This window comes from Idiomarina piscisalsi, from assembly GCF_002211765.1.
Taxonomy (GTDB): Bacteria; Pseudomonadota; Gammaproteobacteria; order Enterobacterales; family Alteromonadaceae; genus Idiomarina; species Idiomarina piscisalsi_A.
The window spans coordinates 1,351,745-1,370,477 of record NZ_CP022133.1 but is presented as its reverse complement, the minus strand read 5'-3'; the positions used below and the strand labels follow the sequence as shown (position 1 = coordinate 1,370,477).

At 45.9% G+C, this 18,733-nt stretch carries 19 protein-coding genes, 3 tRNA genes and 1 pseudogene; 15 read left to right on the top strand and 8 right to left on the bottom strand.

Going from position 1 to position 18,733, the window contains the following annotated elements; translation table 11 throughout:
* The first annotated feature begins 76 nt into the window (after window positions 1-76).
* The 9 genes from CEW91_RS06605 (at window position 77) to CEW91_RS06565 (ending at window position 5,990) form a co-directional block, all read left to right on the top strand.
* The gene (locus CEW91_RS06605; RefSeq protein WP_232506939.1) at window positions 77-937 is read left to right on the top strand and encodes a DUF3667 domain-containing protein; all 861 of its coding nucleotides are present in this window, start codon (window positions 77-79) and stop codon (window positions 935-937) included.
* 29 nt (window positions 938-966) lie between these two features.
* Window positions 967-1,761: a thioesterase family protein gene (locus CEW91_RS06600; RefSeq protein ID WP_088768225.1), complete on the top strand. Its 795-nt coding sequence runs from the start codon at window positions 967-969 to the stop codon at window positions 1,759-1,761.
* Window positions 1,762-1,765: 4 nt separating this feature from the next.
* Window positions 1,766-2,359, top strand: coding sequence for a DNA-3-methyladenine glycosylase family protein (locus tag CEW91_RS06595; protein ID WP_088768224.1), 594 nt, complete (start codon window positions 1,766-1,768; stop codon window positions 2,357-2,359).
* A gap of 212 nt (window positions 2,360-2,571) precedes the next feature.
* Window positions 2,572-3,246: a LuxR C-terminal-related transcriptional regulator gene (locus tag CEW91_RS06590; protein ID WP_088768223.1), complete on the top strand. Its 675-nt coding sequence runs from the start codon at window positions 2,572-2,574 to the stop codon at window positions 3,244-3,246.
* The gene (uvrC, locus tag CEW91_RS06585) at window positions 3,218-5,053 is read left to right on the top strand and encodes an excinuclease ABC subunit UvrC (protein ID WP_088768222.1); all 1,836 of its coding nucleotides are present in this window, start codon (window positions 3,218-3,220) and stop codon (window positions 5,051-5,053) included. The genes CEW91_RS06590 and uvrC overlap by 29 nt, the downstream gene beginning before the upstream one ends.
* Before the next feature lie 24 nt (window positions 5,054-5,077).
* Window positions 5,078-5,626, top strand: coding sequence for a CDP-diacylglycerol--glycerol-3-phosphate 3-phosphatidyltransferase (gene pgsA / locus CEW91_RS06580; protein WP_088768221.1), 549 nt, complete (start codon window positions 5,078-5,080; stop codon window positions 5,624-5,626).
* Between the two features lie 96 nt (window positions 5,627-5,722).
* Window positions 5,723-5,798, top strand: a tRNA-Gly gene (locus tag CEW91_RS06575).
* 6 nt (window positions 5,799-5,804) lie between these two features.
* A tRNA-Cys gene (locus CEW91_RS06570) sits at window positions 5,805-5,878 on the top strand.
* 25 nt (window positions 5,879-5,903) lie between these two features.
* Window positions 5,904-5,990: transfer RNA gene (locus CEW91_RS06565), tRNA-Leu, on the top strand.
* Window positions 5,991-6,024: 34 nt separating this feature from the next.
* On the opposite strand, the gene CEW91_RS06560 is transcribed toward CEW91_RS06565, so the two are convergent.
* From CEW91_RS06560 to CEW91_RS06525, 7 genes and pseudogenes are all read right to left on the bottom strand, one after another.
* The gene (locus tag CEW91_RS06560) at window positions 6,025-6,390 is read right to left on the bottom strand and encodes a YdbL family protein (RefSeq protein ID WP_088768220.1); all 366 of its coding nucleotides are present in this window, start codon (window positions 6,388-6,390) and stop codon (window positions 6,025-6,027) included.
* Between the two features lie 18 nt (window positions 6,391-6,408).
* Window positions 6,409-6,594 carry a YnbE family lipoprotein gene (locus tag CEW91_RS06555; protein ID WP_088768219.1) on the bottom strand — a complete coding sequence of 62 codons (186 nt, stop codon included), beginning with the start codon at window positions 6,592-6,594 and terminating at the stop codon, window positions 6,409-6,411.
* A gap of 12 nt (window positions 6,595-6,606) precedes the next feature.
* A pseudogene (locus CEW91_RS06545) lies at window positions 6,607-8,831 on the bottom strand (YdbH domain-containing protein).
* 207 nt (window positions 8,832-9,038) lie between these two features.
* Complete coding sequence (gene alkB, locus CEW91_RS06540; protein ID WP_088768216.1) at window positions 9,039-9,683, bottom strand: DNA oxidative demethylase AlkB; 645 nt, start codon at window positions 9,681-9,683, stop codon at window positions 9,039-9,041.
* A gap of 17 nt (window positions 9,684-9,700) precedes the next feature.
* Window positions 9,701-10,300: a GNAT family N-acetyltransferase gene (locus tag CEW91_RS06535; protein WP_088768215.1), complete on the bottom strand. Its 600-nt coding sequence runs from the start codon at window positions 10,298-10,300 to the stop codon at window positions 9,701-9,703.
* A gap of 15 nt (window positions 10,301-10,315) precedes the next feature.
* Window positions 10,316-10,849, bottom strand: coding sequence for an acyloxyacyl hydrolase (locus tag CEW91_RS06530; protein ID WP_088768214.1), 534 nt, complete (start codon window positions 10,847-10,849; stop codon window positions 10,316-10,318).
* Between the two features lie 71 nt (window positions 10,850-10,920).
* Entirely contained in the window at window positions 10,921-11,805 is an 885-nt protein-coding gene (locus CEW91_RS06525; RefSeq protein ID WP_232506937.1) for a LysR family transcriptional regulator, read from the bottom strand.
* Window positions 11,806-11,886: 81 nt separating this feature from the next.
* Here CEW91_RS06525 and CEW91_RS06520 point away from each other — a divergent pair, with 81 nt between their 5' ends.
* From CEW91_RS06520 to CEW91_RS06510, 3 genes are read left to right on the top strand one after another with little or no spacing between them, the layout of a single operon-like run.
* Window positions 11,887-12,531 (top strand): LysE family translocator, encoded by a 645-nt coding sequence (locus CEW91_RS06520; protein ID WP_088768213.1) that lies wholly within the window; start codon window positions 11,887-11,889, stop codon window positions 12,529-12,531.
* 59 nt (window positions 12,532-12,590) lie between these two features.
* Window positions 12,591-13,472, top strand: coding sequence for a 6-carboxytetrahydropterin synthase (locus tag CEW91_RS06515; RefSeq protein WP_088768212.1), 882 nt, complete (start codon window positions 12,591-12,593; stop codon window positions 13,470-13,472).
* Window positions 13,465-14,289: a M23 family metallopeptidase gene (locus CEW91_RS06510; protein ID WP_088768211.1), complete on the top strand. Its 825-nt coding sequence runs from the start codon at window positions 13,465-13,467 to the stop codon at window positions 14,287-14,289. The genes CEW91_RS06515 and CEW91_RS06510 overlap by 8 nt, the downstream gene beginning before the upstream one ends.
* Here the strand turns inward: CEW91_RS06510 and CEW91_RS06505 are convergent.
* Entirely contained in the window at window positions 14,286-16,052 is a 1,767-nt protein-coding gene (locus CEW91_RS06505; protein WP_088768210.1) for a M61 family metallopeptidase, read from the bottom strand. The genes CEW91_RS06510 and CEW91_RS06505 overlap by 4 nt on opposite strands.
* A 75-nt stretch (window positions 16,053-16,127) precedes the next feature.
* Here CEW91_RS06505 and CEW91_RS06500 point away from each other — a divergent pair, with 75 nt between their 5' ends.
* The 3 genes from CEW91_RS06500 to CEW91_RS06490 are packed head-to-tail and all read left to right on the top strand — an operon-like array spanning window position 16,128 to window position 18,729.
* Window positions 16,128-16,823, top strand: coding sequence for a flagellar brake domain-containing protein (locus tag CEW91_RS06500; RefSeq protein WP_088768209.1), 696 nt, complete (start codon window positions 16,128-16,130; stop codon window positions 16,821-16,823).
* Window positions 16,820-17,908, top strand: coding sequence for a sensor histidine kinase (locus CEW91_RS06495; RefSeq protein WP_088768208.1), 1,089 nt, complete (start codon window positions 16,820-16,822; stop codon window positions 17,906-17,908). The genes CEW91_RS06500 and CEW91_RS06495 overlap by 4 nt, the downstream gene beginning before the upstream one ends.
* Window positions 17,905-18,729, top strand: coding sequence for a LytR/AlgR family response regulator transcription factor (locus CEW91_RS06490; RefSeq protein ID WP_088768207.1), 825 nt, complete (start codon window positions 17,905-17,907; stop codon window positions 18,727-18,729). Before CEW91_RS06495 ends, CEW91_RS06490 begins: the two co-directional genes overlap by 4 nt.
* Window positions 18,730-18,733 lie beyond the last annotated feature (4 nt).

The window sequence follows — 18,733 nt, the reverse complement described above, 5'->3', positions numbered from 1 at the left end:
AAACCTTTGTAAGAATTGCGATACAGAACTCCAGGGAGAGTATTGCCACCGATGCGGTCAGCAAGATAAGCAATATATGCGGAGTATTTTTGCTGTTGTCGGCGACTTGTTTGGTGAAATAGGTCACTGGGATTCACGCTTTTACCGAACGCTTCGCGGGCTTTTTCTTAATCCGGGCTTTTTGTCACTGGAATTCGTTCAAGGTCGCCACGCCTCTTACGTACCACCATTAAGACTCTATTTCTTTATCTCATTAATTGCTTTTATGGTGATGACGTCGTTAATTGATATCGATATCAGACCACCGACACCAGAAGACATCGAGCGCGTTAACCAAGTTCAGCAAGATGTGCAGGCATCGTTGCCGGATGAGGCAAAAGGATTGGTAGTAAGCAGCGCAGAGCCTTCTGAACCTTTACGGCTTTCTTTAGATGACACCGACATTCCCTTTCTCAGTGAGGCTGAAGAAGTTGAACTGGAAATAAAGCTAAGGCAATTAGCTGATAACCCAGCACAGTTTACGAAAAAGATCATTTCGATGACCCCTCAAATGATGTTACTTATGCTGCCGTTCTGGGCGTTGTTCTTAAAACTTATTTACCTATTTGGGCACCGCTATTACCTCGAACATTTGACGGTGGCGCTTCATACGCATGCCTTTATGCTGTTGACGTTAACACTAGTTACCATCATAAGTCAGGCCGTATCACCGCTTATTGGCGTTGCTGGTTGGAACTGGGTTGCGACCATCGGTGATTGGGTCACTGATTTGTTCATTATTTGGATTTTTGTCTACCTATTTATTACTCAGAAGCGCTTTTATCAGCAGAGCTGGCCCCTCACCGCGGTAAAATACCTCATATCTGGCATGGTTTATTTTGTGCTATTAACATCATCCTTTGTCATTATGGTGATAATTGGTATTCTTAATAGTTAATTCAAACAGCTGTTTAACAGGGAAGCACCATGCAATTTCATGAGACGTTAGCGTTAATAGAAAGTGACAAGAACAACCAAACGATAAGTCTGCCTGAAGGTTGGGCACAAGGGCGAGCGCTTTTTGGTGGTTTTAGTGCAGCAATAGCAGCACAGTTCTTATTGCAGCAATTCCCGAAGGATTATCACCTGCGTAGCTTTGCTATTTCTTTTGTTGCCCCGGCAGCACCGGGAGATGCAACGCTAAATTATCGGGTGTTGCGCCAGGGGTCCTCAGTTTTGCAAGTGGTCGTTGAGTTAACGCAAAACGATGACGTCATGCTTGCAGGGTTAGCGAGCCTGGGTAAGGGGCGCGAATCGTCAGTGTCTGTCAGCGGAGAAAATCCGCCTGACTTAAAGACGACTAACGATGGGCCCGGCCTGCCGGAAGCCGATATTGTTCCTGAGTTTGCTAAGAACTTTGACTACCGCATTACCTCCGGTGGCATGCCGTTTAGTGGGCAACCGGGCAGAACCTTTGGCGGGTGGGTGCGTTTTAGACAAGAGCAACAACAGCTGACCATTGCCGCTATTCTCGCTTTAGTCGATGCCTGGCCACCAGCTGTATTGCCGCACTTAAAGCAGCCGGCACCGGCGTCTTCATTGACCTGGACTATAGAGTTTCCGGATAAGCCACTGGAAAACTTCAATACTCACAACTGGTATCAGTACGAAGCGTTTATTGAGCATGCTGAAAATGGTTACGGGCACAGTCGAGCAGGCCTCTGGTCAGAAAAAGGCGAACTCCTAGCCATAAGCCGTCAAACCTTCACTGTATTTGCTTAACTCTATGCAAACAACTGCTCAGTCTATCAAGCAACACCTTATCGATACTCAACCAGGCTTCGATTTGGTGTTGTTACAATTGACGGAAAGAGCGCCGCTTAAGCCTTCAAATACTCCAGTCATTGACGCTTTACCGAGAATTATTATTCGGCAAATGCTGTCATTGAAAGCGTCTGCAACAATCATTGAACGCACTGAGAAAGAAGCAAAGTCGTTAGGCTTACAGTCGATTGCTTATTTACCAGCCGATAACCTACTAAATTGCGGAGTGAGTCGCACGAAAGCTGCCGCAATTCAAAGCGTTGCTCACTGTCAGCAAACCGAGCCGGAAAGAATTGCAAGCTGGGCGAGTATGTCCTCAGAAGAATTATTGAAAGATGTGACGAAGTTAAAAGGGATTGGTCCCTGGACAGCGTCAATACTCGCGATGTTTCATTTTGCACATGAAGACTTATTTCCTATTCAGGACTCCTCGCTAAGAAAAGCCATAGGTCAGCTTAAAGAGCAAGATGTATTGATTATTCCCGAAAGAGCCTCGCCTTACCGGACTTATTTAGCCTGTTATTTGTGGGACATATTAGACCAGTCACGCAGATAAAGCCCACGCCAACCGTGTTGTGTATAAACTCAGAGTTAAAGTTGTTGACGTAGGAACCGTGCAAATTTACGCGTTACCGTAAAGGTTTGTAAAAGCCATTTGCCAATCGTTAACAAACTGTTGAATATTCGCTCCCGAATTCGGATAAAGCGGTACGAGTTCATCAATTTAAGGACAATCATATTACCAATACGCGATAAGGAACGTGGCTAATGAACCGTATTATTTTGGCAATACCCAACCCGATTACCAGTGCCGGTATGGAAACGGTAATACAGCAGCATTTTCATACACAAATTGAAGTGGTTAGTTCTATGAACGAGCTGAGACAATGCTGCTATAAGTACGACGATGCACTGGTTATTCTCAGTAGTCAGCTATCAGGCGTTGCAACGGTTGAGCACTGGCGGCGCATAAAAAGGCGTCATGTCGACTTACAGCTCATTGTGTGGGGCAGGAGCCAGCAGGACATTCTCAATTTTCAATGCAGTGTGAGCCAGGTCGATGGCTATTTACTGGAGTCATCGAACAGTAAAGAGTTAGTGCAAGCGCTCAAGATGCTGAAAACCGGTAGTATTTATGTGGCAGCTCCCGTTGCTGAATACTTAGCGAGAAACCCTCGCAGTCGCCACAAACAAGATATGGTTGACTCTCTATCGGAAAGAGAGCTGCAAGTCGCGCAAATGCTGAGTCGAGGTATTCGCGTTCGAGAAATAGCGAAGCATTTATGCATCAGCAGTAAAACAATTAATACCTTTCGTTACCGCATTTTCTCTAAACTTGGCATTGATGGTGATGTACAATTGTCACATATGGCAATTCAATCGGGTCTTGTTGACCTAATCCAGTTTGAAGGTAATGACAGACAGCAATTCAATAACCTTTAATTACAAAGACTTTCTTCGGAACCTGACTCATCAACCGGGTGTTTACCGCATGTATGATGAGTCGGGTGACGTTATTTATGTTGGTAAAGCGAAGGATCTTAAAAAGCGGGTGTCCAGTTACTTCCGCGAAAAGGTCGATGCTGTTAAAACGCAAGTGCTGGTGAAGCAAATAGTGTCAATGGATGTTACTGTCACCGACACGGAAGCTGACGCACTGATTCTTGAAAACAGTTTCATTAAAAAGTACCACCCGCGTTACAACGTTTTATTGCGTGACGACAAGTCTTACCCTTATATTATTTTGACCTCCCATGAGCACCCAAGGTTAGGGTTCCACCGCGGTGCGCGGCGCGAGAAGGGCGATTACTTCGGGCCTTTTCCGAATGGCAGCGCGGTTCGCGAAAGCCTGAACTTAATGCAGAAGCTGTTTCCCATTCGTCAATGTCAGGACTCCTATTATCGTGCTCGTACGAGGCCATGTCTGCAGTATCAGCTTAAGCGCTGCCTGGCGCCTTGCGTAAGCAAGTGCACCAATGACGAGTACAACGAGCAAGTTCAACTGGCTAAGCATTTTCTCAATGGCAAGAACCAGCAGGTTATTGATGAGCTCGTAACTAAGATGGAGCAGGCCAGTGAAGCGCTGGAGTTTGAAAAAGCGGCTCGCTTTCGAGATCAAATAGCGGCACTTCGTAAAACTCAGGAGCGAAACTCGGTTACTGGGGCCCAACAAGAGCTTGACGTTATCGGTATGGCTCGTGGTAACGGCATGACAACTATTCAAATGATGTTCATTCGGGACAATCATTTGCAAGGGAGTCGCAGTTACTTTCCTAAAGTGCCAGCGGATACGAGTGACGAGGAAGTTTTGCGTGCATTCTTACTGCAGTTTTACCTTTCCGACAATGCGGGTCGAAAAACACCACGCGAAATTATCTTGCCAGATACGGTAGAGCCTGATGAAGTATTAGCCCAAGTGATGGGTCAGGCGCTGAATCGCTCGGTTAAAATGCAGAACAAGGTTCGTGGTGAACGCAAGCAGTATCAACAGCTTGCCGCTAAAAATGCCGTGAATGCGTTGGAAAGCCGTCTGAACCAGCAAAGCACCATGAACCGACGTACGTCGGCGTTACAGCAGGTGCTGGATTTTGGCGTTCCGATTCAGCGTATGGAGTGTTTTGATATCAGCCATACCATGGGCCAGCAAACGGTCGCTTCTTGCGTGGTGTTTGACCAAAACGGACCGAAAAAGTCTGACTACAGGCGCTACAACATTACTGGAATTACGCCAGGCGATGACTATGCAGCGATGGCGAAAGCATTGGCGAAGCGCTATGACAAAGCCCGAGAGCAGGGCAACATACCCGATATTCTCTTTATTGACGGTGGCAAAGGGCAGCTATCCCAAGCTGAAAAGTACTTTGAAGATTGGGGCAGTGACGCCCCCATGCTGATAGGGGTTGCTAAAGGCGAGTCTCGCAAGCCGGGGCTCGAGACGCTCATTATGGCCGGCAGCCACGAGACCATTGCGCTGAATAAAGACGCCAGTGCGTTGCATTTAATTCAGCATATTCGTGACGAGTCTCACCGTTTTGCAATAACCGGACACCGTCAGAAACGGGCGAAAGTACAGAAAACATCGACATTGGAGCAAATAGAAGGTATTGGTGCTAAACGTCGACAAACGCTTTTGAAAAATCTGGGTGGATTACAAGAGGTAAAAAACGCTAGTATTAGTAAACTTTCTAGCGTACCTGGTATTAGCCAGGCCATGGCGGAAAAAATTTATTACTCGTTCCGGGATGAGTAAAACCAAATAAGGAAACAGCGGATAATGAAGTGGAATATCCCTAATATTTTGACCAGCTTCCGGATTCTTTTAATTCCGGTGTTTCTGGTGGTGTTTTACTTGCCCTTTGAAGATGCACGCTTTTGGGCAGCGTTTATTTTCTGGTTGGCGGCTATTACGGATGCGTTGGATGGCTTTATTGCGCGTCGTTTTAATCAGTTCACTAAATTCGGTGAGTTTTTAGATCCCGTAGCCGATAAAGCCATGGTGGTGGCTGCGTTGGTGGTGATAGTTGAAGACTTTAACGCCGCTTATATAACGATACCTGCGTTGACTATGATTTGCCGAGAGTTAATTGTTAGTGCATTGCGCGAGTGGATGGCACAAAGTGGCAATCGTGGGAAAGTGGCCGTATCAAATTTGGGTAAGTTGAAAACCATTGCGCAAATGGTTGCGCTTATTGGTTTAATTTGGAACGCGAATATCTATATTTTCTGGATTTCTATTGTTTTATTCTATGGCGCTTTCGTTTTGACTGTGTGGTCAATGTGGGAATATTTGCGTGGCGCCAGCAAGGAATTGACTAGAAATTAGCAGCTTTGCCGTAAATTTGCGCAAACAGTCATAAATTTGATAAAAAGTCATTGACTGAAAAAGATTAAACAGTAGAATGCCTCGGCAGATGACGGTGCGGGAATAGCTCAGCTGGTAGAGCACAACCTTGCCAAGGTTGGGGTCGCGAGTTCGAATCTCGTTTCCCGCTCCAAATTCTGGCGGGTTGGCAGAATGGCTATGCAGCGGATTGCAAATCCGTGGATCTCGGTTCGACTCCGGGACCCGCCTCCATTATTCGAGAACACTTCTATGTAGTGCCCGGGTGGTGGAATTGGTAGACACAAGGGATTTAAAATCCCTCGCTGGTAACAGCGTGCCGGTTCAAGTCCGGCCCCGGGCACCAATTCCGATTTATATCTTAGCTGAAAAAAGAAGCACTAAGGCTTCTTCTTCCACTGGCCATCAACTTTCACGTAATGTCCTGACTGTGTGCGTTCAATGGCGCGTTTGCCAGCCAGTAGCTCAACATCAGCAACGGCAATGTCGTTTTCTTCTGCTATGCGGGCGTACTCCTGACGTCTGGCTTCATTTATTTGTTCTGCTATTTGCTTTGCCTGTAATGAAGACGCCACAACACCCAAATAACCATTAGGTTGTTCGCCAACCCAACCTTTATCTTTGGCTGCTGACAGCTGTTCCATCGCTTCTTGTAAGGTCATTTCCTGCGCGTAACTTGCTGTCGACACAGTCATACCCGAAATAGAGAGTAGGGCGACAAATGCGCTAATTGTTAGTTTTTTCATGTCACAATCCTTTGAAAATTAAAATAAACCGCTCGATTCTGAAATAACGTTGTCGAGTGCTTTGTCGACTTTGACGTAAATTTCGTGCTCAATTTTTACGTTCAAATTAATGGTTATCGGCTCTTTTGGAGCCGCCACCTGAACTGTTGGCGTACAGGCGGACATAAGCAGCGCAGATGCTGTAATGACTAGCAGATATCTCATATCGTCCTCTGGTTAATTGACCCGTTGCTGGATCCGTTTACGAATAACATCACTCACGCTATTACTCAGTTGTATGCCTTTTATTAACGCGGGCAAGTCTTCTTCTAATGTGACGTTTAATTTTACCTTACGACCATTCTCAACAGCCGGATTATAACCATTGAGCTGTAATTCTAAGGTTAGCTCACCGTTTTCGTCATAGCCAACAACGCTTGACAGCTCTTGGTAGTAAAAGTCTTCCAGTACGCTGGCAAGTGTTTTTAAGCTCGGGTTGCTACCAACGGCTGAGCGAAGCGCAGACGAATCAACTTTAAGGTGACCACCGGGTGCTAAGGCACTTAAGTAGCCTTTTTCTACCGTTAATTGCTGAGAGTCCCAGAGCAGAGGAATGATTCCCGATACCTCACCGTCAATAGCGATTCTATTAGTAGGGTATTGGCGCATCAGTTCGCCTAAGTTAATACGCTCGAAAACAACGGGAATACGCAATGGTTCAGAGAAATCATAGATTTGTTCAGGGATTCGGACGGAGCCCCCAACGCTTTAATGCTATGGTTTTTGAGAGTCATCGTGCTGTTTTGCAGGTTTCTATAAGGAACCTGCGCAGCGAGTTTGGCGCTAACTGGACCAATGGTGAAGCCCTGTTGGATACTGGCTAGAGACAAATTCGCCTGTTGAAGGCTTAAATGCTCTGAATTGGCAGTAAAGGTAGCGTGTAAGTTCGCATTGGTCACGGACGTTGTGTCGTATATTGCATTAACGTTATTTAAATCGACTTCTCCTTCATTAATTCTCCATTGGCCTGTCTTTAAGTTTCCTGACAATTTCAAGCTAACCGTAGCGTTGCCTTTGTCTAACGTGAGCAGTGGCAGGGTGTTTTGTAATAGCGGTGACAACTGTTCCTGTAGCGCTGTTTGCGTTAAATCGTTAAGGTTTATATCGACATTAGAGGTTAGGTCTTGTGTTGGTGTCAGTGTGCTGTGGTGATTTAGGCTAGCACCTCGCGCTAATTCAATGGTTCCCTGGGTGTTAATGCTGCCGCCTTTGTATTGAATTCTATGCGAGAGTTTAGGCTTTAAGCTTTCAAACTCTTCAACTTTTATAGCGACACTATTCACTTTCGTTGAGAGTTTTACGGTTGCCTCGTCGGGCGAAGCAAAAGGGATAGCGGCGGAAAACGTCGGAATTAAAAAGTTGGCGTTAGCAAACTGCGATTGAATATAAAGCGAAGACAGTTGTTCTGAGCTAAACATGACCTGGTCGTGTTCGACCATTATATCGGTGTTTAAGGCTAACTTAGTCAATGAACCAAGCGTTAGTGGATCCAAGGCATCGATACTAGTTGTTATGATCTTGTCGGCGGTTAACCTTGTTTTAGGGAGGCTGAGCCGAACAAACTGTGCGTCGCGTTGCATAACGTGACCAGCCATCGTTAGCTGAGCACCACTGATATCTTCTCCCTCAACGGCCAAACTGAGTTGAACCGGCCATTCGGTTTTACTGAACAGCTGCTGATAGTTTAATGGTTCAAGTGTCAGAGTATCCTGGCTGGCAAATTGCCACTTCACCGAGCTTATTTCTAAAGGTAGGGAAGGCCACTGAGTGAGCTCGCCACTAAGCTTTAGAGCGTAGTTTTCGATAACGCCACGATTAAAGTCAAGTCCCACATCGCCTTTGGAGACCAATGTCTCAACAGAAGCAACACCCGGTGAAGTGACATTAATGGGCTGTTGTAAACTGACAGTGAGTTTACCGGAAATGGCGCTAATGAGGCTTTCTGCACCTGTCATTTCAGTCTCTGGGGAAAGAGAGCCGTCAGCGCTGAGTGATAAGGCAATCTGTTCACTTTTTACAAACCCAGCTGCCTGAGCAAGATACTTTGTCGGTACCTTTGCTGACCCATTTATGTCCCATTGCCCGGTAGAAAAGCCATAATTGACGTTGAGGTTTCCTAGATCGTGGGTGATATCGGCTGATAACGTCGAATTAATGCGAGATAAAGTAACGATGAGTGTTTCAGGCTGAAATAGGTTTAAACTGACGTTTTGGTGTTTGGTATTCAATTTAAGTTCACCGTTAATTGGCGCGTACTGCTTAAATAACTCGCCTTTCAACGTTATGTGTTTAATAACGATAACCTTAGGCAGCCAGCTTGGTATCGGCGTGTTAAGTAGCTCTTTAATGGTAATCGGTGTGGCATTCGAGTTAGAAGTGAAAGATGACGGTAATTCGTTCATTGTCACGTTCAACTGCTCAATGACCACTCGCTCCCTGGACAGCGAGCCTATACTTATCGACCAGTCCTCGATACCGGCTTTTGCCAATTCACGGTCGGCTATCGACAGGACTATTAATAACGCAATACCAATAAACAGAACAGGCGTCAGCACAGCGCTGCCGGTAATGGCCAGTAATCGATAAACTCTGGAACTGGTGTTCGGCATTTACCTTACCCTAAACGTTAAATTAACACGCACATTCCCGGTCAAGGGATGTTGACCATCCGCCAACTTTTTAACTCCGTGGTATCGTAAGCGATCGGGTCCGCCCCAAACCAGAACGTCCCCATGTTGTAACGTAATTTTATGTGGGCTGCCACCGCGCTTTAGCCCGCCCCATAAAAAGGTGGCAGGCAAGCCCAGGGAGAATGAAACAATAGGTTGTGAGAAGTCGGACTCGTCTTTGTCCTGATGAAGTCCCATAGCAGCGCCTGGGTGGTAAACGTTAATTAAACAGGCATTGGGAGAAAATGATTCGAAGCCGCATTCCTTGGCAGCCGTTTCGGCAAGTTCTTTTAACTCTGCGGGCATAGCAGGCCAGGGCTCCCCGGTTATTGTATCGGTGTCTGTATAACGATAGCCTTTGCGATCGGTTATCCAGCCAAAGTCGCCACAGCTGCTGGTGCGTACTGACATTTTTCCGCCACCGGGAGTAACGAATTGCCGTAGTGGTGACTGTTTAATGACTTCCCGAAGCTGCTCTAAAATAGCGTTGGCATCACGTTCTACATAGCCGTGAAGTAGGTAGGCGCGTTCGCTAAACCGAGTCACATCGTTATTCTCACCTGCAAATAAGTCGAGAGACGCCATAGCTCACCAGAGAGGGATTAAAGTGTTCGGCGCATAATGAGACGGTCTTCGCCCGGACCGAGATAGTCCTTAACGGTGTTAACAGACTGAAAGCCAGCTCGCTTGTATAACTTTATTGCTGGCGCATTGTCGGGAGAGACGCTTAGTTCCAGCTCATGCCATTGATCTGCTGTGGCCGATTCTATCGCCTGCTCCAGCAAAACCTGACCGAGCCCCTGACCTTGAAAGCTTTTACCAATAAGCAAAGACATTAAAGTTGCCCGGCCGCCATCGAGCGGCACGACAAGGCTGTAACCGGCGACTTTTTCGTCACTTTTTATGGTTAAAAAGCCCTTCGGCCATTGGCGCAGGGCTTGATAAAAGAACAAGCTGGAGTAGGCGTCTTTGTCGTAAAGCTGTTTTTCAAAAAAAGCGATTCGGGCGATATCCTCGGAGGTAGCAATCTGCACCGTCACAAGGGGATCGCTTTTGTTCGCCTGAGGCAACGAACCCACACAAAGCCGGCACTCGTCGGTGTCAGGTGCAGAGCCCTCAACATACCGGAGTTTATGAGAGGCGCTCTCTCTGTTACTGGATACCTGATACACTCTATCTCGTGAAGGCGTGTCGCTGCTCATAAAGACCTTTGTGCTTTAAAAAGGGTGAACCCAACTGAGCCAGAAGAAATCAAGGCCGTCGTTAGGGCGCTTAATGTCACCATTAGAGTAATGAGTATAGCCAAAGTCAATGCGGGCGTCAGAGTTTTTACTGAACTGCCAGGACAATGAAATGCGATCTTCAAATTGGAATTTGGTCGAAAGGTTTCTGTTTCCAAGACTCGTCTTGTCGAAATAACTGCCGCCAATGCCTGCTTCTAAGTAAAGCGGGCGTTCTGAGCCGGCGATATGCCAAGAAACAACAGGGCTAACGGTAAATGCGGTAATGTTATCTGATGTATCATTCGAGTCTTGCCAATGATTTATCCCCATATCCACATACAGCTTAGGCGAGCCAAAAAAGCCGGGCATTTCTAGCGGGATGTCGGTAAACCGGTAGGCGACACGCGCGCCGCGAAACTGATCGGTTGAATAGGAAGCGGTATAGCTTATTTCATCAGCCAGCGCAGAAGCTGGCGCGAAACTACTTGATAATAATACGGCACTTAAAAGCGAAAGACGTCTTAACATGTCGCTCTCTTACTGGTTGGTGAAAAAAGTGCCCTTATTTTACATACAGTCATGACTGTATGTAAAATAATTTATTGATTAATTAACTGTAACCATTTGATAAAAGCGACAAGAGCAACAGACTGGCGTTTGCGCTTTTTATAAAATACTGAGAGTGGTGACTTAGTTGTTTGAGCATATTCTCTGAAAGGGGTTAAATGTGAAAATTGCGTTGTCAGCAAGCTGCTGTCAACTAAGGTGACCGCCTTTTCTGTTTGAGCTAAGTCCAGAGACATATAAAAGTCGTCACAGTGTATAATGCGTTGGTTTTTAAGTTTTGACTGGTAATGTTCCGTCAGCTTTAAGTGCCCAGGGTTGTCAGGGTTAATTATCCAATTTTGCTGGAAAGGCGTGTCATTGGTCGAGAGGCTCGAGACCGGCACCAGTTGTGTTTTCGATAAACGTTGGCTTTGTAGGTGCTTGTCGTTTATTGAGCCATAGCCTATTGCAATGTCCCAGCTTTGGTGTTGCACGGCTGATACCATATCGGCGACATGCTCACCTGAGAAATAGTCAGCGCAACGTGCAAAGTTTAATTGAATATGCGGATAAAGAGAGTGGAAGTCCTCAAGTTTATCGGCGAGCCAGAAGCGAAAACGCTCGGAACTAATAGCGACCGTTAGTTGTGTTGTTGTGTTGTCGCTGACACTTCGGGTACGCTCTATAGCACGTTCGAGTTGATCAAAGATTTGTTCAATTTGAGGAGCTAACTCAAGCGCTACCGGAGTTAATGAGTGTACTCGGTTATCGCGCTGAAAAAGTCGCATGTCGAGCTGCTCTTCAAGCGCTTGAATTTGTCGGGTAACCGCAGATTGAGTGACGCCGAGCTGCTGTGCAGCTTGCTTGAACGAACCACATCTGGCAGCAACATCGAACACTCTGAGTGCATTCAGTGATGGAAATTTGGTTTTTTTCATATTAATTATTTAGCATTTATAATTAACAAAATGTAACTCTAATTCTCGCAGGTAAGTTAATAGAAAACAAGGAAGCTCACATTGTCTTATTGGAATGAGTTTTTAACAATAGCCATCATTCATTTATTTGCGGTAGCAAGCCCCGGCCCCGATTTTGCGGTAGTGTCTCGTTATAGTTTGAGCTTTGGCCGTAAAGCGGGGTATTTGGTTGCGCTCGGTATAGCCGCTGGCATTATTATTCATGTTGCGTATTCATTAGTGGGCGTCGCCCTTATTATTCACCAAACGCCATGGTTATATCAGACGCTGCTGGTTATTGGTGCGTTGTATCTGGGTTTTATTGGTACGCAGGCGATAAAAGCGAAGCCGAGAACGTCTATGTCCGGCGATGAGTTTGAGTCAATACAACCGAGAAAACGTAAAGCTTTCATTGTGGGTTTTATTACCAATGGCTTAAATGTCAAAGCGACATTGTTTTTCCTAACGCTCTTTACCACCATTATTTCACCCGACACACCATTTTCAATTAAGTTTGGTTATGGAGTGTATTTGGTCATAGCAACCGGAACCTGGTTTTTATTTTTAACCTGGCTACTGACTCAGCCTGTCATTTTCAAACGCGTCTGGCGTTATAGTCACTGGGTTGATCGAGCAATGGGGCTGGCACTCATTCTGTTGTCGGCGAAATTGTTATGGGAATGGTTTTTACTTATCGAGCTTATCTGAGCCGTGCTTTCGGGTTATACTGAGTAAAATTTTAAAGAACTGAATGAGTCACCGTTTATATGCAGTTATTTGTGAATGACCTTACCGTTATCGATTGCTCTTACCTTTGTCCGCAGCGCGGTATTGTTGGTGAAAGCTGGATTGTCGATATTATTCTGGACGGAAACTTGAACGAGCAGTCGATGGTGCTCGACTTTGGTAAGGTCAAAAAGCAGGTGAAAGCCATTATCGATGACTCCGTTGACCATAAGTTACTGATTCCTGTTGAGCACTCCTACACGAAAGTCACTCACAATGACGATGACAGCTCTTATTGGGTTGATTTTAATCGCGATAGTTCGCGGTCAATACACTTATTTTGCCCGTCTGACTCGTTCGCGTTTATTGATGCCGATACGGTAAACATTGATACCGTAACGGATTACGTTAAAGCGGTAATAAAGCAAGAACTGCCGGTCAATGTGGAAGGGTTGAAGTTAACCCTGCGTCCTGAGCAAATTGATGGGTTTTATTACCACTACACACACGGTTTGAAAAAGCATGATGGCAACTGTCAGCGCATTGCTCACGGGCACCGGTCGAAGCTGCAGATATTTATTGATGGCATTCGCCAGCCGGCATTGGAAAAACAGTGGTGCGACAAGTGGGAAGACATCTACGTTGGCACGGAAGAAGATATTGTCGAGTTTAGTGAAATGACGCTGTCGAAAGCCGCCGGGTCTGTCGATGAGAGTACACATATTGCTTATAGCTATACCTCAATTCAGGGGCTGTTTGAACTGTTGTTGCCGCGCAGCGAAAACTACGTAATAAAGAATGATTCGACGGTCGAGTGTATTGCGCAGTATTTGGCGTCGACAATAAGCCAAGACTACGTTGGCAAGTCGATTGAAGTCAGAGCCTATGAGGGTGTTGGTAAAGGAGCTATTGCTTATGCTTAAACTGCGTATTTGGGGGCTATTGATTGGTCTAATAGCGTCGGCTTCCGTCTTTGCCAGCAACTCTTTGCCACTTGAAATAAAAGGGCCTTTCACTCAAGGAGCCCTGCATTTAGGTAAAACGGTTGCGGGGGCAGAAGTGACTTTAAATGGTGAACCCGTTGACGTAACCGATAACGGTTATTTTGTCTTTGGTTTTGGACGTAAAGCAAAGCTAGAGCACGAGTTAATCGTTTCCGCCAACGGAGAGACCCGCACTAAAACCCTTACACTCAGTGAACGGGAATACGATATTGATCGTGTGGACGGTGTTCCGCAAAAAACAGTGACGCCTGATCCCGAGCAAATCAAACGTGCCCGCAAAGAAGCTGAAAAGGTATGGCTGGCAAGACAAAAAGCGTCTCAAAATAAGCATTTTCTGACACCAATAGCGAAGCCGGCTGAAGGTCGCATTAGTGGGGTTTATGGCAGCCAGCGTATTTTTAATGGCGAGCCTCGTAACCCGCATTATGGTGAAGATATAGCGGTACCTACCGGCACACCGGTAACAGCGCCATGGACAGGTAAAGTGGTGTTAGCGGAGCCCGATTTATTTTACTCAGGCGGTACTATCATTATTGAGCACGGCTACAAGGTAAACACCACTTATTTGCACCTAAGTAAGTTGCACGTGGAAGCTGGCGATACAGTAAAGCAAGGTGAGGTTATTGGTGAGGTGGGGGCCACCGGACGAGCAACTGGCCCTCATTTAGATTGGCGGGTTAACTGGGGAAACACCCGGTTAGATCCGGCATTGCTCCCCCAATTATACGAAGATTAACTCTCTGGTGTTAGCCAACCATTCAATTTGCTGGCGTCTTTTATTGACAGCTTCCAGCAAGCTGGCGTTGGCTCTTCCCAAATTAAGTCCAGGGTTAACAATTCGTCACGGCGAAACGCATGGACGGTTACTTTTTCTCCCGGACGATAGCGTGATAATACAGACTTAACCGTCGCGTCAGTTACTTGCAGATGGTCGATGGCAATAATGCGATCATTGGCCGAAAGTCCCGCGTTGTAGGCGGTTTCGTCGTGATACACACTCATGAGTTCTAAGCCAGCAGAGGACGCTTTGTACTTCGCGCCTAAGCTGACCGATGCGGACTCGTCGGAGGCTTTTAGCGAGTTGTCATCCGAGGGGACCGATCGTGTTATTTGCAGCCCAAACTGATTGAGTAAACTCTCTAACGGTAAACTTTCTTTAGCGTAAAGCTGCTCTCGCAAAAAGTCGGCAATATCAATACCTGAATAACTGTCCAGCACATTCAGAACGGTGTCATCGGCAGTACCCACGCCGGTTTTGCCAAATTCATGCCAAAGTTTTTTCATCACGTGCGCCAGCGTCAACGAATGGCTGCTTTGTAAGCGCAACATTAAATCCAGACTTAGCGCTAAAAGCGCACCTTTAGCGTAATAGCTGACAATGCTGTTCGGCGCATTTTCGTTTTGCTGATAGAACTTCGTCCAGGTCAGGTAACTAGACTCTGTCACGCTTTGTTGGTACTGACCGGCGCCACGCTCGACCCGAGCTAAGGTTTCGGACAGCACGTTTAAGTATTGCTCGGCGCTGACTATGCCGCTGGCGTGTAAGAGGTAGTCATCAAAGTATGATGTCATGCCTTCATAAAACCAGAGCTGTTCGGTATAGCTTTCTTTGTCCAGCTGATAAGGAATAAACGCTTTAGGTTTTAGTGTTTTCACATTCCAGCTATGGAAATACTCATGGCAACAAAGACTCAAAAAGGTTTGATAATCGTCATTAACCTCGTGGTCATGCTCGCCAATAAGGCTCTTTCGGCTGCATAGAAGGGCGGTGGAGTTACGGTGTTCGAGCCCGCCAAAGCCCTCACCAACAACCATAGTCAGAAAGGTGTAGGACTTAAAGGGAGCTTCTCCAAACATCGATATTTGAGTTTCGCAGATGCGCGCTAAATCAGAGCAGATTTTGGAGGTGTCGGCAAAGTGGCGGCCGCTTAATACCAAAGAGTGTTTAATGCCGTGCGCAATAAATTCTTCAATGGTTAAGTCACCTATCAAAAACGGATAGTCGATAAGTGCGTCGTAGTTTTCTGCTTCGAAAGTTCCCCATGAATGAGGCTGCCCGGATACCCTCGGCATACCGGTCGCGACTTTCCAGTTAAATCGTTCAACGGGTGGGTGCAGAGTCAGTTGGCAGCGTTCATCTTCTTGCCCAACGACAGCAAGACACAAACTGGTATTATTAAAGAACCCTTGTAGCTGATCTAAATAGGCTGAGCGTACGGAGAGGTCCCACGCGTACACCTGATACTTCACCGTAACTTCATTAACAGCAGCGTTTTTAAGTTGCCAGCGGTTCTTGGTGATTTGTGTGACCGGGACAGGCTTTCCGTTTGACTCAGCATACAAACCGATAATGTGTTTGGAGAAGTCCCGGATTAAGTAACTGCCCGGAATCCAGTTAGGTAACCACAACTCCAGCTCTGGCTCGGGAGCATCAATGGTCAGAATGACTTCGAACAGGTGACCATGTAAATCGATAGGTGTTATATCGTAAGCGATCAAGAGCGTCTCCTTTGCTTGACACTGACTGACATCTAGCGATCATAGTAGCATACAGACAGCTAGCACGAGACCCGTATGAGCACCAAAAAAATCACTGAACTCGTTCCCGGACAAAGAATTGAAGTACAACTGACTAATTCAAACGTGCCCGCACGGTTTTTTACTGAGTTCATCGGCGCCTTAAAAGATCGCTGGCTTATTCTTAATATGCCGGATGCAAGAAAATACAGTGACTTACGGGACTATATCGAGGAAGCGATTCCCGTCGTAGTGCGATTTGTGTTAGAAGCGGGAAATGGGGAAATTTGTGCCTTTCGGAGTGACATCAATTACATCGTTTCACACCCAACGAAGATGCTGTTTATTCGTTGGCCTAACGAGGTTGAGTACCGTGTTATTCGAAAAGGTCGCCGTTTTGATGCGTTTTTACCAACCGTTGTTGAAGGACAGTCTACCGAAGGGGCTAAGGTTTCCTTAAAAGGTCATGTCTTGGATGTGTCGGAAACCGGTTGCCGGGTTAAACATGAGCTACCTCAGGATAATGACAAAGTACTGTGGGAAAACGGCAGTAAAGTCGACTTAGTTATTGAACAAAAGAATAATCGTCAAGTGACGTTAAAAGCCATTGTTCGTCAGGTGAAGCGAAATGACCACTATGAACTGGGTTTACAGTTTTTAGGCAACCAGAAAGACGAAGTGAATGCGTTGTTTTCCGGAAGCTTAGTTGACATTGAAGAGCTGTCTAAATTAGAGGCGTCAGGTAACGCATGAAGCAGTTGCTGAATCAGTGGCAAATGCTGATGGAAAATAGAAATCGATTCTTCTGGCTGTTACAAGCGGGTGGTTGGATTGGCTATGCGTTGGTGAATTATATTGGCTCACTGATGCATGAAATGCGCGATATTTACACGCTCATTATTATTCTCGGCGCGTATGCCGGCTTTCTTCTAACGATCCCTTTGCGATACTTTTATCGCAGAATATGGGAAATGGCACCACCGTTGATGGTGCTTATTGCTATCGTTGCGTCTTATGTTATCTCAGTGCTTTGGGCCATCATTGATAACGCAACTTACTGGGAGATTTATAAGTTTGGGTTCAGGCCTGACAGCCCATTCTTTTATTTAAAAAACAGCCTGGCGAAATTTTATATTATTTTAAGCTGGAGCGGTCTGTATTTTGGTATCAAGTATTACCAGATGCTGCAGGAGGAAAAGCAGAAAGCATTGTTGGCGTCGTCTATGGCTCATCAGGCACAATTGAAAATGCTGCGTTACCAGCTCAACCCGCATTTTCTGTTTAATACACTCAATGCAATATCAACGCTTATTCTGATAAAAGACTCAGACAAAGCCAACAAGATGGTTAATAAGTTGAGTCGATTCTTACGCTTTTCACTCGACAATGACCCGATTAAAAAAGTGCCTTTAGAAAAAGAGATTGATGCGCTTTTGCTGTATCTGGATATTGAAAAGGTTCGCTTTGACGAACAGCTGGAAGTTGATATCAGTCTGGACGAAGAAACTAAGCAGGCTTTGGTACCCAGCTTAATTTGTCAGCCACTAATTGAAAACTCAATTAAGTACGCAATAGCCCAGGTCGAGGGCGTTGGTAAAATAACGATTCGCTCGCGAAAAGTGGGCGACGATTTAGAAATTATTATTTGTGACAACGGTCCGGAGCTTGAATCAGATCCCAATAAATTATTCAGAAAGGAAGGGGTCGGTCTGAACAACACTCAACAACGCCTAAAGTCGCTGTATGGCAACAGTTTTACATTTAATATGAGCAGGAATGAAGGCTCTGGCCTTTGTGTCACCATGGTTATACCTTTTGAAACACTGGAGAAAGTATGAGTCAACGCTTAAAAACGCTTGTGGTTGACGATGAGCCTTTAGCACGAAAAGGGCTGTCAGTGCGCCTGGAGGCATTTGAAGAGCTAGAGCTAATGGCTGAGTGCCCAACAAGCCGTGCGGCAGTGGACGTTATTGTAAAAGACAAACCGGATTTGCTATTTCTTGATATACAAATGCCCGGACTTAATGGCTTCGAGGTATTAAAAGCAGTTAAAGAGCAGGGCGGCGACTTGCCGGCCGTTGTCTTTGTTACTGCTTATGACGAGTACGCCATTAAAGCGTTTGAAGTCAGAGCACTCGATTACCTGTTAAAGCCTGTAGATGACGAGCGTCTCAGAGAGTGTGTAGAGCGTGTTATTGCGGAGAACAATACACTCGACGCCGAGCACCATGAAAAGCTTGTTGGCCTGGTGGCGGAAGTAACAGGTCAAAACGCAGAGGATCTCCTGAAAACACTGTCTGAGGGGGGAGACATAGCAACAAACCAATATCCCGAGCACATTGCCATTAAAGACAGTGGCGAAATTACACGGGTCGCCATTAAGGATATTAAATGGATTGATGCTGCTGGCGACTATATGTGTATCCATGCGAATGAGGATACCTATATTCTGCGGCGCACTATGAAAGAGCTGGAAAGAGAGTTGAGCCCGCAGTTATTCCAACGTGTACACCGCTCTGCTATTGTTAATGTTAATCAAGTCGAGAAGCTGTGCAATCAACAAAACGGTGAATACCATTTGCGGTTAAAAAATGGTCAGCAACTGAAGGTGAGTCGCAGTTACAAGGACAAAATTAAACAACTGATTTTAGGTCAGTAAAAGG